At 72.7% G+C, this 14,928-nt stretch carries 14 protein-coding genes; 8 read left to right on the top strand and 6 right to left on the bottom strand.

Annotated elements, in window-relative coordinates:
- The first annotated feature begins 182 nt into the window (after window positions 1–182).
- Complete coding sequence (locus tag ACZ4FH_RS17420) at window positions 183–1,619, top strand: NAD(P)H-quinone dehydrogenase (RefSeq protein ID WP_383650167.1); 1,437 nt, start codon at window positions 183–185, stop codon at window positions 1,617–1,619.
- A gap of 195 nt (window positions 1,620–1,814) precedes the next feature.
- Entirely contained in the window at window positions 1,815–2,768 is a 954-nt protein-coding gene (locus ACZ4FH_RS17415; RefSeq protein ID WP_383650169.1) for a DeoR/GlpR family DNA-binding transcription regulator, read from the top strand.
- Between the two features lie 25 nt (window positions 2,769–2,793).
- On the opposite strand, the gene ACZ4FH_RS17410 is transcribed toward ACZ4FH_RS17415, so the two are convergent.
- Together ACZ4FH_RS17410 and ACZ4FH_RS17405 are read right to left on the bottom strand one after the other, a co-directional pair.
- Window positions 2,794–3,399, bottom strand: a complete 606-nt coding sequence (locus ACZ4FH_RS17410; protein WP_467305535.1) for a TetR/AcrR family transcriptional regulator — start codon at window positions 3,397–3,399, stop codon at window positions 2,794–2,796.
- 134 nt (window positions 3,400–3,533) lie between these two features.
- The gene (locus ACZ4FH_RS17405) at window positions 3,534–5,288 is read right to left on the bottom strand and encodes an acetyl/propionyl/methylcrotonyl-CoA carboxylase subunit alpha (RefSeq protein ID WP_467305533.1); all 1,755 of its coding nucleotides are present in this window, start codon (window positions 5,286–5,288) and stop codon (window positions 3,534–3,536) included.
- A 392-nt stretch (window positions 5,289–5,680) separates the two neighbouring features.
- Between ACZ4FH_RS17405 and ACZ4FH_RS17400 the strand changes: the two genes are divergently transcribed.
- A complete protein-coding gene (locus ACZ4FH_RS17400; protein ID WP_467305532.1) occupies window positions 5,681–6,139 on the top strand; it encodes a hypothetical protein in 459 nt (152 codons plus the stop codon).
- Between the two features lie 10 nt (window positions 6,140–6,149).
- Here the strand turns inward: ACZ4FH_RS17400 and ACZ4FH_RS17395 are convergent, their stop codons facing one another.
- The 4 genes from ACZ4FH_RS17395 to ACZ4FH_RS17380 form a co-directional block, all read right to left on the bottom strand.
- Window positions 6,150–6,758, bottom strand: coding sequence for a nucleoside triphosphate pyrophosphatase (locus tag ACZ4FH_RS17395; RefSeq protein ID WP_467305531.1), 609 nt, complete (start codon window positions 6,756–6,758; stop codon window positions 6,150–6,152).
- Window positions 6,759–6,789: 31 nt separating this feature from the next.
- A complete protein-coding gene (gene mmpB, locus ACZ4FH_RS17390) occupies window positions 6,790–6,918 on the bottom strand; it encodes a morphogenic membrane protein MmpB (RefSeq protein WP_306056857.1) in 129 nt (42 codons plus the stop codon).
- Between the two features lie 78 nt (window positions 6,919–6,996).
- Entirely contained in the window at window positions 6,997–7,203 is a 207-nt protein-coding gene (locus ACZ4FH_RS17385) for an acyl-CoA carboxylase epsilon subunit (RefSeq protein WP_467305529.1), read from the bottom strand.
- 14 nt (window positions 7,204–7,217) lie between these two features.
- The gene (locus ACZ4FH_RS17380) at window positions 7,218–8,801 is read right to left on the bottom strand and encodes an acyl-CoA carboxylase subunit beta (RefSeq protein WP_467305527.1); all 1,584 of its coding nucleotides are present in this window, start codon (window positions 8,799–8,801) and stop codon (window positions 7,218–7,220) included.
- A 157-nt stretch (window positions 8,802–8,958) separates the two neighbouring features.
- On the opposite strand from ACZ4FH_RS17380, the gene ACZ4FH_RS17375 reads away from it, so the two are divergent.
- From ACZ4FH_RS17375 to hutH, 5 genes are all read left to right on the top strand, one after another.
- Window positions 8,959–9,822, top strand: coding sequence for a biotin--[acetyl-CoA-carboxylase] ligase (locus ACZ4FH_RS17375; protein WP_467305526.1), 864 nt, complete (start codon window positions 8,959–8,961; stop codon window positions 9,820–9,822).
- 121 nt (window positions 9,823–9,943) lie between these two features.
- The gene (locus ACZ4FH_RS17370) at window positions 9,944–11,128 is read left to right on the top strand and encodes an adenylate/guanylate cyclase domain-containing protein (protein ID WP_383650193.1); all 1,185 of its coding nucleotides are present in this window, start codon (window positions 9,944–9,946) and stop codon (window positions 11,126–11,128) included.
- 84 nt (window positions 11,129–11,212) lie between these two features.
- Complete coding sequence (locus ACZ4FH_RS17365; RefSeq protein ID WP_467305524.1) at window positions 11,213–12,025, top strand: enoyl-CoA hydratase/isomerase family protein; 813 nt, start codon at window positions 11,213–11,215, stop codon at window positions 12,023–12,025.
- A gap of 94 nt (window positions 12,026–12,119) precedes the next feature.
- Window positions 12,120–13,286 carry a GGDEF domain-containing protein gene (locus tag ACZ4FH_RS17360; RefSeq protein ID WP_467305522.1) on the top strand — a complete coding sequence of 389 codons (1,167 nt, stop codon included), beginning with the start codon at window positions 12,120–12,122 and terminating at the stop codon, window positions 13,284–13,286.
- A 67-nt stretch (window positions 13,287–13,353) separates the two neighbouring features.
- Window positions 13,354–14,904 (top strand): histidine ammonia-lyase, encoded by a 1,551-nt coding sequence (gene hutH / locus ACZ4FH_RS17355; protein WP_467305521.1) that lies wholly within the window; start codon window positions 13,354–13,356, stop codon window positions 14,902–14,904.
- The last annotated feature ends 24 nt before the right edge of the window (window positions 14,905–14,928 follow it).

Raw genomic sequence — 14,928 nt, 5'->3', positions numbered from 1 at the left:
GGCCTCCCGGTTCCCGCTTCCCGGTCCCCGGCCGCCGCGCGCACGTATGGAGGGCCCCGGGGCGAAGCACCTTGGCGCGTGCGGGACAATGAAGTACGTACTGCATTCCCCCGGGGCGATCCCCCGGACCCCCGGCCGGGGCAGCAGACGGCCGCGGGACGAGAAACGCGAGGCGGACTTTCGTGACCCGGATCGTGATCATCGGCGGCGGACCCGGCGGGTACGAGGCGGCGCTGGTGGGCGCCCAGCTCGGCGCGGAGGTGACCGTCGTCGACTGTGACGGCCTCGGCGGCGCGTCCGTGCTCACCGACTGCGTGCCCTCGAAGACCCTGATCGCGACGGCGGAGGTGATGACCACCTTCGACTCCTCGTACGAGGAGCTGGGCATCATCGTCGCCGACGACACCCCGAGCGAGCAGGCGGCCCGGGTGGTCGGCGTCGACCTCGGCAAGGTCAACCGACGGGTCAAGCGCCTCGCGCTGGCCCAGTCCCACGACATCACCGCCTCGGTCACCCGGGCCGGCGCCCGGGTGATGCGCGGGCGCGGCCGGCTGGAGGGGCTCCAGGCCGCCGACGGCTCCCGCAAGGTCGTGGTCACCGCGGCCGACGGCACCGAGGAGACCCTCACCGCCGACGCCGTGCTGATCGCCACCGGCGGCCACCCCCGGGAGATCCCGGACGCGCAGCCCGACGGCGAGCGCATCCTGAACTGGACCCAGGTCTACGACCTCGACGTGCTGCCCGACGAGCTGATCGTGGTCGGCTCCGGTGTCACCGGTGCCGAGTTCGCCGGGGCCTACCAGGCCCTCGGCTCCCGGGTCACCCTCGTCTCCTCCCGCGACCGGGTGCTGCCGGGCGAGGACCCGGACGCCGCCGCCGTCCTGGAGGACGTCTTCCGCCGCCGCGGCATGAACGTCATGGCCCGCTCCCGCGCCCAGTCCGCCAAACGGGTCGGCGACCGGGTCGAGGTGACCCTCGCCGACGGCCGGGTCATCACCGGATCGCACTGCCTGATGGCGGTCGGCGCCATCCCGAACAGCGCGGGCATGGGCCTGGAGGAGGCCGGGGTCCGGCTGAAGGACTCCGGGCACATCTGGACCGACAAGGTCTCGCGCACCAGCGCGCCGGGCGTCTACGCCGCCGGTGACGTCACGGGCGTCTTCGCGCTGGCCTCGGTCGCCGCCATGCAGGGCCGCATCGCGATGTACCACTTCCTCGGGGACGCGGTCGCCCCGCTGAACCTGAAGACGGTCTCCTCCAACGTCTTCACCGACCCGGAGATCGCCACCGTCGGCTACACCCAGGCCGACGTCGACGCGGGCAAGATCGACGCCCGGGTCGTGAAGCTGCCGCTGCTGCGCAACCCGCGCGCCAAGATGCAGGGCATCCGCGACGGCTTCGTCAAGATCTTCTGCCGCCCCGGCACCGGGATCGTGGTCGGCGGCTGTGTCGTCGCCCCGCGCGCCAGCGAACTGATCCACCCCATCTCGATCGCGGTCGACAACAATCTGACCGTCGAACAGATCGCGAACGCCTTCACGGTCTATCCGTCGCTGTCGGGTTCGATCGCGGAAGTGGCCCGCCAGTTGCACACCCGGAAGAGCGCGGGCGAGGCGTAACCGGCCGCCGGACGTCGGAAGTCCGCCGCTCCGCGACGGCTTCCGACCGCTCGGGCGGTCCCATGACCGCCGTTCGGTCAGTACGGAACAACAACAGGGCCGCCTATACCACTTGGTGACCCTCGGCATGCGCAACTTCTGCTATTCGCCGCAAACACCTGAAAACGCTCGGGCGGTCACGTTACTGTCAGTTTTGTGTTCGCTGCAGAACGTCGTCAGTTGATCCTCGAAATGGTGCGCGCCAACGGGGCGGTATCGCTCCGTGAGCTCGCCCGCGTCGTCCAGACCTCCGAAGTGACCGTACGGCGGGACGTGCGGGCGCTGGAGGCAGAAGGACTCCTCGACCGCCGGCACGGCGGTGCGGTCTTGCCGGGCGGTTTCACGCGGGAGTCCGGCTTTCCGCAGAAATCCCATCTCGCCACCGCGGAGAAGACGGCCATCGCCGATCTGGCGGCCGGCCTCGTCGAAGAGGGCGAGGCCATCGTCGTCGGCGCCGGTACGACCACGCAGGAGCTGGCCCGCCGGCTCGCGCGGGTCCCCGGTCTGACCGTGGTCACCAACTCGCTGCTGGTCGCCCAGGCCCTGGCCCATGCCAACCGGGTCGAAGTGGTCATGACCGGGGGCACCCTGCGCGGTTCCAACTACGCCCTCGTGGGCAGCGGGGCCGAACAGTCCCTCCAGGGGCTGCGGGTCTCCCGCGCCTTCCTCTCCGGGAGCGGCCTCACCGCCGAGCGCGGACTCTCCACGTCCAACATGCTCTCCGCGAGCGTGGACCGGGCGCTGGTGCAGGCCGCCGCCGAGGTGGTGGTCCTCGCCGACCACACCAAGCTCGGCTCCGACACCATGTTCCAGACCGTGCCGACGGACCTCATCACCCGTCTGGTCACGGACGAACCGGCCGCGCACGACGACCGCTCGGCCGCAGAGCTCCAGGCCCTCGCCGACCAGGGCGTGCAGATCGCGGTCGCCGGACCCGGCGGGGCCGCCCCCACCACCGACCCGCTGCCCTCGGGACGCTCCTCGCGCCGCGAGATGCCCCTGCCGGGACAGCGCCGTACCCACGCCCAGCAGCTGCGCGGCGGATCGGTCCTGGCCGACCAGGGCGGCCAGGGCGAACGGTCCAGAGTCGCCGACCTCCGCCGCCGCTAGGGCGTGTTCGGACCGTCCTCCCGGATCAGGCCGTGGAGGCCGTCCGCAGGCCGAGCAGAGTGAGCGTCAGGAGCCGTTCCGCCAGCGCCGGATCGTCCGGCGACTGCTCGGCGGCCAGCGCGATCGCGTTGGTCAGCTGCATCAGGTCGTCGATGGAGACATCGGCGCGGACCGAGCCCGCGTCCTGCGCCCGGGACAGCAGCACCGCGCCCGCCTCGCGCAACGGCACATTGCACCGGGACAGCGCCGAATTCTCGTCCCGGCAGGTCGAGATGAGTGCCTGGGCCAGCCCCCGGTACTCACCCGCATGAGTGATGATCGCGCCCAGCCACTCCACCAGCGCGGCGCACGGGCGCTCGGCCGCCGCCAGTTCGCGGGAGCGGTCGATCAGGGCGGCCACCGCCTCCTGGAAGACCGCGCTCATCAGCGCGTGCCGGGTCGGGAAGTGCCGGTACAGCGTGCCGATGCCCACCCCGGCCCGGCGCGCGACGTCCTCCAGGGACGCGTCCGTGCCGTGCTCGGCGAAGGCGGCGCGGGCCTCGGTCAGCAGCCGGTCGTAGTTGCGCCGCGCGTCGGCGCGCATGGGCCGCTGCGGCGCGCGGGCCGGTGTCCGTGCCGTGCTGATCGCCATTGCGCAGTCCTCCCAGTGTCCGCACCGGGGTCCAGGATGCCACCGCGCGGGCGGAGCGATCCCCCCGGACGACGACCGGCGCCCCGCCCACGTCCGGTGACATGGGCGGGGCGCCGGTGGAGCGTACGGACGGATCAGTCCTTGATCTCGCAGAGGACCGCGCCGGAGGAGACCGAGCTGCCGACCTCGGCGGCCAGGCCCTTGACCGTGCCGGCCCGGTGGGCGTTGATCGGCTGCTCCATCTTCATGGCCTCCAGGACGACGATCAGATCGCCCTCCTGGACCTCCTGGCCCTCCTCGACGGCGACCTTCACGATGGTGCCCTGCATCGGGGAGGCGAGGGTGTCGCCGGAGACCGCCGAACCGGACTTCTTCGCCGCGCGGCGCTTGGGCTTGGCGCCCGCAGCGAGGCCCGTACGGGCCAGGCTCATGCCCAGCGAGGAGGGCAGCGAGACCTCCAGACGCTTGCCGCCGACCTCGACGACGACCGTCTCGCGGCCCGCCTCGTCGTCCGCCTCGGCCTCGGCGGGCGCGGCGAACGGCTTGATCTCGTTGACGAATTCCGTCTCGATCCAGCGGGTGTGGACGCGGAACGGGTCGGCGGTGAACGCCGGGTCGACCACGACCGCGCGGTGGAACGGGATCGCGGTGGCCATGCCCTCGACGTGGAACTCGGCGAGCGCGCGGGCGGCGCGCTGGAGCGCCTGCTCACGCGTCGCACCGGTCACGATCAGCTTGGCGAGCAGGGAGTCCCAGGCCGGGCCGATGACCGAACCGGACTCGACGCCCGCGTCCAGGCGGACGCCCGGACCGCTCGGCGGGTCGAAGCGGGTGACGGTGCCCGGGGCCGGGAGGAAGTTGCGGCCCGGGTCCTCGCCGTTGATCCGGAACTCGAACGAGTGGCCGCGCGCGGCGGGGTCGTCGTAGCCCAGCTCCTCGCCGTCCGCGATCCGGAACATCTCGCGGACCAGGTCGATGCCGGAGACCTCCTCGGTCACCGGGTGCTCGACCTGGAGACGGGTGTTGACCTCCAGGAAGGAGATCGTGCCGTCCAGGCCCACCAGGAACTCGACCGTGCCGGCGCCGACGTAGCCGGCCTCCTTCAGGATCGCCTTGGAGGCCGCGTACAGCTCCGCGTTCTGCTCGTCGGAGAGGAAGGGGGCCGGGGCCTCCTCGACGAGCTTCTGGTGGCGGCGCTGGAGCGAGCAGTCACGGGTGGAGACGACGACCACGTTGCCGTGGGTGTCGGCCAGGCACTGGGTCTCCACGTGCCGGGGCTTGTCGAGGTAGCGCTCCACGAAGCACTCCCCGCGGCCGAAGGCGGCGACGGCCTCGCGGACCGCGGAGTCGTACAGCTCCGGGATCTCCTCCAGCGTGCGCGCGACCTTCAGTCCGCGCCCGCCGCCGCCGAAGGCGGCCTTGATGGCGATCGGCAGCCCGTTCTCCCGGGCGAACTCCACGACCTCCTCGGAGCCCGAGACCGGGTCCGGGGTGCCGGCCACCAGCGGGGCGCCGGCGCGCTGGGCGATGTGCCGGGCGGCGACCTTGTCACCGAGGTCCCGGATGGCGTGCGGCGGCGGGCCGATCCAGGTCAGGCCGGCGTCCAGCACGGCCTGGGCGAACTCGGCGTTCTCCGAGAGGAAGCCGTAGCCCGGGTGGATCGCGTCCGCCCCGGAGTCCTTGGCGGCCTGGAGCACCTTGGCCATGTCCAGATAGCTGGCGGCCGGGGTGTCACCGCCCAGGGCGAATGCCTCGTCGGCCGCGCGGACGTGCAGAGCGTCGCGGTCGGGGTCGGCGTAGACGGCCACACTCCCGATACCCGCGTCCCGGCAGGCCCGAGCAACACGGACAGCGATTTCGCCACGGTTGGCGATGAGCACCTTGCGCACGATGGCTCCCTCCTTGAAACAAGCTGAGTTTAGGGACTACCGACACGGCCGTACGACCCGTCCCCAATGGTGAGCTTGCCCACACGGAGTGTGATTCGAGGCTTGCTCGAGTCGCGAAATCCCTTGTGGCACCACGGTACGCCGGGAGCCGTGACCGCACAGTAGCCACGAGGTGTGGTCCAGGTCTCTGTTGGTACGAGCAGCGACGTGCGCTGTTTCTTTGTTGGTTTCCTACTAAGCCGCGAAAGATTCTTTGCCCGACGCACTTGGGGGTGAACAACAGGGGTCCGGGGTCCGGAAGGAAGGGGTGGGGCGGGGTCGTGCCGCACCCCTTGTCCCCGCGATTACCCGTTAGTAGGGTCCGGGCTGTCACGTACTGCTGGTAACAGGGGGTGAGCGCCGTGGTGCGCAGGCCGGTGGCTTTCATAGCCGCGCTCGTGCTGTTCGCGGAGGCCGTGGGCGTGGTGATCGTCAACCTGGTCCTCGGCACGGTCGTGAAGAACCAGACCATGTCCCTCGCGGGCACCGACCCCGACGTCATGTCCAAGGGCACCTGGGTGCTCGGCGGCGTCAGTGGGGTCTTCCTGCTCCTGTGCGGTGCGCTGCTCCTGACCGCCGGCATCCGCGACCGCGCCCCGGGCCGCGCGGCCCGGATCCTCCTCGTCGTCTGCGCCGTCGTCCACGGGGTGCTGGGCGCGCTCACCGTCGGCCTGGTCGGCTGGACGGCCTTCGCCTGGATGATGCTGGTCCTCGGCCTGATCGTGCTGGCCCTGGTGGCGTACGGCCCCGCCGGCGAGAAGCCGGACCCCGCCCCCGAGCCCGAGCAGCCCGCGGCCCCCGCACCCGCCTGAACGCGGCCGGTCAGGCCCAGAGGTCGGTGACCAGGACGTCCAGCTCGCCCAGCAGCCGCCGCAGCAGCGGCAGCGACAGACCGATCACATTGCCCGGGTCCCCGTCGATGGAGTCGACGAACGGTGCCGAGCGCCCGTCCAGGGTGAACGCGCCCGCGACATGCAGCGGTTCGCCCGAGGCCACATAGGCGGCGACCTCGGCGTCCGAGGGCTCCCCGAAGCGGACGGTCGTGGACGCGGTCGCCGAGACGGTGCGCCCGCTCGCGGTGTCGATCACGCTGTGCCCGGTCCGCAGCACCCCGGAGCGCCCCCGCATCGACTTCCAGCGGGCGGTGGCCTCCTCGGCGTCGGCCGGCTTGCCGAGCGCCTCGCCGTCCAGTTCGAGGACCGAGTCGCAGCCGATGACCAGGGCCCCGGCCGCCTCCGGACGCGCGGCGACCGCCGCGGCCTTGGCCTCGGCCAGGACGAGGGCCAGTTCGGCGGGGGACGGCGCGTCCAGGGCGTCCTCGTCGACCCCGCTGACGATCACCTCGGGAGCGAACCCGGCCTGCCGGAGCAGACCGAGACGGGCGGGGGACTGGGAGGCGAGGACGAGGCGGCGGGGCGTCGGCGTGGTCATGGGCGCCATCGTACGGACGGACGCGGCCGGGTCAGCGCGTGCCCAGGACGAACATCGCCACCACCATGGCCAGCGCCAGCACCAGGCCCGCGCGGCGCATCATGTTCTCCGCGTCGCGCAGTTCCTTGGGGGGCTTGTTCTCGGGGTCGGACCAGAGCATGCCGTCGATCCTCCCCGGCGGTCCTTGGGCGGCGCCTGAGTACGCGTACTCAGGCGCCGCCCCCGCACGTCACCCGCGTCACACGGGCCAGTAGGTGCGCGCCCAGGCGCGCGGGCCCGGGACGTGCCGGCCCCGGCGGGCCACCCGGCCCGGGTCGGACCACTGCGCGGGCAGCTCCGGCGCGCCCGAGGACACGGCGGACGCCGCCGCGGCACGCGCCCGGACCACCGCCAGGGCGGCGGCCAGCTCCTCCGGGGTCGGGTTGCCCCGTACGACCTTGATCATGGCCAGGACCCTTTCTAGAGAGGGATGTTGCCGTGCTTCTTCGGGGGCAGGGCCTCCCGCTTGGTCCGCAGCTGGCGCAGCCCCTTCACCACATGGGCGCGGGTCTCGGACGGCATGATCACCGCGTCCACGTAGCCGCGCTCGGCCGCCACGTACGGGTTGAGGAGCGCGTCCTCGTAGTCCCGCATCAGCTCGGCCCGGGTGGCGTCCTGATCGTCCGCGGCGGCGATCGTGCGCCGGTGCAGGATGTTGACCGCCCCCTGCGCCCCCATGACGGCGATCTGCGCGGTCGGCCAGGCCACGTTGATGTCGGCGCCCAGGTGCTTGGAGCCCATGACGTCGTACGCGCCGCCGAAGGCCTTGCGGGTGATCACCGTGATCAGCGGGACGGTCGCCTCCGCGTACGCGTAGATCAGCTTGGCGCCGCGCCGGATGATGCCGCCGTACTCCTGGTCGACACCGGGCAGGAACCCCGGCACGTCCACGAAGGTCAGCACCGGGATGTTGAACGCGTCGCAGGTCCGGACGAAACGCGCGGCCTTCTCGCTCGCGTCGATGTCCAGACAGCCGGCGAACTGCATCGGCTGGTTGGCGACGACACCGACCGGGAAACCCTCCACCCGGCCGAAGCCGGTGAGGATGTTCGGCGCGAACAGGGCCTGGGTCTCCAGGAATTCGCCGTCGTCCAGTACGTGCTCGATGGCGGTGTGCATGTCGTACGGCTGGTTCGCCGAGTCCGGGATGAGCGTGTCCAGCTCCCGGTCCTCGTCGCTCACCGCCAGGTCCGCCTCCTCCGGGAAGGCCGGGGCCTCGGAGAGGTTGTTCGACGGCAGGTACGACAGCAGCGACTTGACGTACTCGATGGCGTCCTTCTCGTCGCCCGCCATGTGGTGCGCCACCCCGGAGGTGGTGTTGTGCGTACGGGCGCCGCCCAGCTCCTCGAAGCCGACGTCCTCGCCGGTGACCGTCTTGATGACGTCGGGTCCGGTGATGAACATGTGCGAGGTCTGGTCGACCATGACCGTGAAGTCGGTGATCGCGGGGGAGTAGACCGCGCCGCCCGCGCACGGTCCGACGATCAGCGAGATCTGCGGGATCACGCCCGAGGCGTGGACGTTGCGGCGGAAGATCTCCGCGAAGAGACCGAGGGCCGCCACACCCTCCTGGATGCGTGCCCCGCCGCCGTCGTTGATGCCGATGACCGGGCAGCCGGTCTTCAGCGCGAAGTCCATCACCTTGACGATCTTCTCACCGTAGACCTCGCCGAGCGAGCCGCCGAAGATGGTGAAGTCCTGCGAGTACACGCAGACCGGGCGGCCGTCCACCGTGCCGTAGCCGGTGACGACGCCGTCGCCGTACGGGCGGTTCTTCTCGATGCCGAAGTTGGTCGAGCGGTGCCGGGCGAACTCGTCGAGCTCCACGAAGGAATCCTCGTCGAGGAGGAGATCGACGCGTTCGCGCGCGGTCAGCTTGCCCTTCGCGTGCTGCTTCTCCACCGCGCGCGCGGAACCCGCGTGGGTCGCCTCGTCGATACGGCGCTGCAGGTCCGCGAGCTTGCCCGCGGTGGTGTGGATGTCGGTCTCTTCCGGCTCGGACATCGGGTGGCGGCTCCCTGCCTGGTCACGGGGGACGACTGCTGCTGCCGGCGCTGCGGCCGGTCGGCGGATGGACAGCCGTGGACAGCTACTGAGCCGTAGCGTATCCGCGCGGATACCGTTCGGCAGTGCGTCGTTTGACACACCTAGGGTGGCTTGCATGACTCCCTCGGATGCGCCACACAGCCGTTGGTCCGACCTGGACCGGCCGCCCCTCAACCTCACGGCGCTGCGGCGCGGACTGCTGCGGCCGGACGGGCTGTGGACCGCGCTCGACGTGGTCGAGTCCACCGGTTCCACCAACTCCGACCTCGCCGCGCGGGCCGGCTCCCTCGCCGAGGGCACCGTCCTGGTCGCCGAGGAGCAGACCGCGGGACGCGGCCGGCTGGACCGCGCCTGGTCGGCCCCGGCCCGCTCCGGCCTGTTCTTCTCGGTCTATCTGACCCCCGGCGACGTACCGATGGGGCGGTGGGGCTGGCTGCCGCTGCTCACCGGCGTCGCGGTCGCCACCGGGCTGGCCCGCTCGGCCGGGGTCGACACGGCACTGAAATGGCCCAACGACCTGCTGGTCACCGTGGACGGCGGGGAACGCAAGGCCGGCGGCATCCTCGCCGAACGGGCCGGCGAGGGCGTCGTCGTCGGCATCGGCCTCAACGTCTCCCTGCGCGCGGACGAGCTGCCCGCCCCCACCGCCGGCTCGCTCGCCCTCGCCGGAGCCGTCTCCACCGACCGCGAGACGCTGTTGCGGGCCGTACTGCGCTCCCTGGAGCAGTGGTACGGGCAGTGGAAGGCGGCCGACGGCGACGCGGCGGCCAGCGGGCTCCAGGCGGCCTACGCGGCCGGCTGCGCCACCCTCGGCCGGACCGTGCGCGCCCAGCTCCCCGGCGACCGCACCCTCACCGGGGAGGCGGTCGCGATCGACGGCGACGGCCGGATCGTCCTGTCCACCGGTGACGGACTGCGCGCACCGGTCTCCGCCGGTGACATCGTGCACCTGAGGGGCGCGGGCGGCGGTCTGACCTGACCCGGGTGCCCGTTCCGGTCCCGACGCGACGACGTGAGGTAGGGCACACCTGCCGTATCGTTGAGGCGATCCACCGACAGATCGGCAGGGCAGTGCGCAGGGAACGGGCAGGAGGCGGCTGGTGACCGTCGACGACACGAACTCCGGTGCGGGCGAGCAGCCCCCGCCGGGCCCCTCGGTCCACGCGACACCGCATCACGACGTCGACCACACGGCCGAGCCGACCGACGATCCGCTCGCGATCCGGCTGGAGGCGCTGATCCTGGGCGCCGACCGGCGCTACACCCCCTTCCAGGCCGCCCGGACCGCCGGTGTCTCCATGGACCTCGCCTCCCGGTTCTGGCGCGCCATGGGCTTCGCGGACATCGGCCAGGCCAAGGCGCTCACCGAGGCGGACGTCCTGGCGCTGCGGCGGCTCTCCGGTCTGGTCGAGGCCGGGCTGCTCAGCGAGCCGATGGCGATCCAGGTGGCCCGGTCGACCGGCCAGACCACCGCCCGGCTGGCCGAATGGCAGATCGACTCCTTCCTGGAGGGGCTCACCGAGCCGCCCGAGCCGGGCATGACCCGCACCGAGGTCACGTACCCGCTGATCGAGCTGCTGCTGCCGGAGCTGGAGGAGTTCCTGGTGTACGTGTGGCGGCGCCAGCTGGCCGCCGCCACCGGCCGGGTCGTCCAGGCCGCCGACGACGAGGAGATGGTCGACCGGCGCCTGGCCGTCGGCTTCGCCGACCTCGTCGGCTTCACCCGGCTCACCCGGCGCCTGGAGGAGGAGGAGCTGGGCGAGCTCGTCGAGTCCTTCGAGACCACCTGCGCCGACCTGGTCGCCGCGCACGGCGGCCGGCTCATCAAGACCCTCGGCGACGAGGTCCTCTTCGCCGCGGACGACGCCGGGACCGCCGCCGAGATCGCGCTGCGCCTGATCGAGGCGATGACCCAGGACGAGACGATGCCGGCCCTGCGCGTGGGCATCGCCTTCGGCACGGTCACCACCCGGATGGGCGATGTCTTCGGGACCACGGTGAACCTCGCCAGCCGGCTGACCTCCATAGCCCCGAAGGACGCCGTGCTGGTGGACGGCGCCTTCGCCGAGGAGCTGACCCGGACCGGCGACGCCCCCGTCTCCGAGGCGCGGGCCGCCCAGGAGGCGGCGGCCGCCGCCGAACGGGCCGAGAAGGAGGGCGCGGAGGGCCACGAGCCCGCCCCGCTGCCCACCTACCGCTACGGGCTCCAGCCGATGTGGCAGCGCCCGGTCCGCGGCCTCGGCATCGTCGAACCCTGGCTGCTGGCCCGCCGCGGCACCTCCTGACACCACCCCCCGCCCCCCTCCGGGGCGGGGCTCTAGGATCCTTCCGATAACGCTCGTTAACGCGTCGATCTGAGGGGTGCAGTCATGACGGTCACGTCCGAGCAGCGGTTCGGGGAGTTCGTCGTCGTACGGAGCCGCGAGGGCCTGGAGCACGTCGCCGAGCTGGTCCTCGACCGGCCGAAGGCCATGAACGCCGTGTCCACGGACATGGCGCGCTCGATCACCGCCGCCTGCGCCGCGCTGGCCGCCGACCCGGCGGTGCGGGTCACGGTCCTCAGCTCCAGTCATGAGCGCGCCTTCTGCGTGGGCGCGGACCTCAAGGAGCGCAACTCCTTCACGGACGCCGATCTGCTGCGCCAGCGGCCCGTCACGCGCGCCGCCTACACCGCCGTGCTGGAGCTGCCGATGCCGACGATCGCGGCCGTGCACGGCTTCGCGCTCGGCGGCGGCTTCGAGCTGGCCCTGTCCTGCGATCTGATCGTGGCCGACCCGACCGCGCTGGTGGGGCTGCCCGAGGTGTCCGTCGGGGTCATCCCCGGCGGCGGCGGCACCCAGCTGCTGCCGCGCCGGATCGGGGCGGCCCGCGCCGCCGAGCTGGTCTTCACCGCCCGGCGGGTGGAGGCCGCCGAGGCCCGCGCGCTCGGGCTGGTCGACGAACTGGTCGGCGCGGGCGAGGACCGGGCCGAGGCGCTGGCCCTGGCCGGCCGGATCGCGGCGAACTCCCCGGTCGGGCTGCGGGCGGCCAAGCGGGCGCTGCGGCTGGGGCACGGGCTCGATCTGCGGGCGGGACTGGAGGTCGAGGACGCCGCGTGGCGCTCGGTGGCCTTCTCCGGCGACCGGGCGGAGGGCGTGGCCGCGTTCAACGAGAAGCGGAAGCCGAACTGGCCCGGCGAGTGAGGGGCATCACGTTCGGTGAGGTTTCGACGACGCACCGTATCTAAAGAGGGCGGCTAACTGATCAAAGTGCCCGAAATCTCCCTAAACTGGGGTGATGGGTGGTGACGATGCGCGACTGCGGTCCGTGGTTTCCCTGGCGCAGGCGATGGCCGCGGCGCACACCCCTCGGGGGTGCTGGCGGGCCGCGGCCCTCGGCGCGTGCGAGGCGCTGGGCGGCTCCTTCGCCGCGCTCTCGGTCTGGGAGCGCGGGCCCGGCCGGCTGAGGGTCCTGGTCAACGCGGGTGCGCGGGCCGAGGGGGAGGAGGAGTTCCCCGAGGACGAGACCTATCCGGTCCACCAGTTCCCGGAGATCACCGAGTTCCTGCACGAGCGGTGGGCGGGCGGCGGTGAGCCGGACGCCTGGGTGGAGACCGCCGACGAACCGGACGGGCCGGCGGCCGCGGGCGTACGCGGATACGGGCGCGGCTACTGCCACCAGCGGGTGACGGCCCTGCGGCGGCGGGGCCGCGGCAGCTGTGTCGTCGCGCCGATCGTCCTGCACGGGCGGGCCTGGGGCGAGCTGTATGTGGCCCGCCCGCTGGGGGAGCCGGTGTTCGGCCGCCGGGACGCGGACTTCGCCACCGTGCTGGCCGCCGTGGCCGCCGCCGGGATCGTCCAGACCGAACGCCTGGAGGAGGTGCGCAAGCTCGCCTTCACCGATCCGCTGACGGGCCTGGCCAACCGGCGGGCCGTGGACATGCGGCTGGACGAGGCGGTGGAGCGGCACCGGGCGGACGGTTCCGTGGTGAGCCTGGTCGTCTGCGACCTCAACGGTCTCAAGCGGGTCAACGACACCCGGGGGCATGCCGTCGGCGACCGCCTGCTGGAACGTTTCGGCTCGGTGCTCTCCCGCTGCGGGGCGATGCTCCCGGGGGCGCTCGCGGCCCGGCTCGGCGGGGACGAGTTCTGTCTGCTCGCGGTGGGCCCCGAGGCGGACGAGGTGGTCGCGGTGGCCACGGAGCTGTGCGACCGGGCGGCCGAGATGGAGCTGGGCGACGGGGTCGCCTGCGGGCTCGCGTCCACCGGCGACCCGATCGGACCGGACGTCTCCGGCCGCCGGCTCTTCCGGCTGGCGGACGCCGCCCAGTACCGGGCCAAGGCCGCCCGCTCCGCCCGCCCCGTGGTGGCCGGCCGCGACAACGAGGTCATCCGGCTCGCGGACTCCCCGCCGCCCTCGCCGCACGACCGCCGCAGGCTGCGCGGGCACCACCCGGAGGACTGAGCCGCGTAAGGGGTCAACCCGCCTTCCGCTAGTGACATGAAGGGTTTCAGTCCGTACGCTTCTGAATATGGATATGCACACAGTCGTGGTGGGGACGTCCGGCACCACCGCACAGGACGTCATCGCCGTGGCCCGCGGCAACGCCCGGGTCGAGCTCTCCGCCGCCGCGGTGGGCGCCCTGGCCGCCGCCCGCGAGATCGTGGACGCGCTCGCCGCGAAGCCCGAACCGGTCTACGGCGTCTCCACCGGATTCGGCGCGCTGGCCAGCCGCCACATCAGCCCGGACCTGCGCGCCCGCCTCCAGCGCAACATCGTCCGCTCGCACGCCGCCGGGATGGGCCCGCGCGTCGAGCGCGAGGTCGTCAGGGCGCTGATGTTCCTGCGGCTGAAGACGGTCGCCTCCGGCCGCACCGGCGTCCGGCCGGAGGTCGCGCAGACCATGGCGGACGTACTGAACGCCGGGATCACACCCGTCGTTCACGAGTACGGATCGCTCGGCTGCTCCGGCGATCTGGCCCCGCTCTCGCACTGTGCGCTGACCCTCATGGGCGAGGGCGACGCGGAGGGCCCCGACGGGACCGTGCGCCCCGCCGGCGAACTCCTCGCCGCCCACGGCATCACCCCGGTCGAGCTGCGCGAGAAGGAGGGCCTGGCCCTTCTCAACGGCACCGACGGCATGCTCGGCATGCTCGTGATGGCCCTCGCCGACCTGCGCGCCCTCTACACCTCGGCCGACATCACCGCCGCCCTCTCCCTGGAGGCCCTGCTCGGCACGGACAAGGTCCTCGCCCCCGAGCTGCACGCCATCCGCCCGCACCCCGGCCAGGGCGCCAGCGCGGACAACATGCTGCGGGTGCTGGCCGGTTCGGGCCTCACCGGCCACCATCAGGACGACGCGCCGCGCGTCCAGGACGCCTACTCGGTGCGCTGCGCGCCCCAGGTCAACGGCGCGGGCCGGGACACCCTCGCGCACGCCGCGACCGTCGCCGACCGCGAACTGGCCGCCGCCGTCGACAACCCGGTCGTCCTTCCCGACGGCCGGGTCGAGTCCAACGGCAACTTCCACGGGGCCCCGGTCGCGTACGTCCTGGACTTCCTCGCGATCGCCGCCGCCGACCTCGGGTCGATCACCGAGCGCCGCACCGACCGGCTGCTCGACAAGAACCGCTCGCACGGGCTGCCGCCGTTCCTCGCCGACGACGCCGGGGTCGACTCGGGCCTGATGATCGCCCAGTACACCCAGGCCGCCCTGGTCAGCGAGATGAAGCGGCTCGCCGTCCCCGCGTCGGCGGACTCCATCCCGTCCTCCGCGATGCAGGAGGACCACGTCTCCATGGGCTGGTCGGCCGCGCGCAAGCTCCGTACCGCCGTCGACAACCTCGCCAGGATCGTCGCCGTCGAGCTGTACGCGGCGACCCGGGCGATCGAGCTGCGCGCCGCGCAGGGGCTGACCCCGGCGCCCGCCTCCCGTGCCGCGATCGAGGCGCTGCGGGCGGCCGGGGCCGAGGGCCCGGGGCCGGACCGCTTCCTCGCTCCGGACCTGGCCGCGGCGGACGCCTTCGTGCGCTCCGGCGGCCTGGTGACGGCCGTCGAGCCGGTCACGGGCCCGCTGGCCTGAGACCCGCCGCAACGGGAAAGCGGT

It is taken from the genome of Streptomyces sp. NPDC024555 (genome assembly GCF_055559335.1).
The sequence above is the reverse complement of the archived record's forward strand: the minus strand, read 5'-3'. Positions and strand labels throughout refer to the sequence as shown.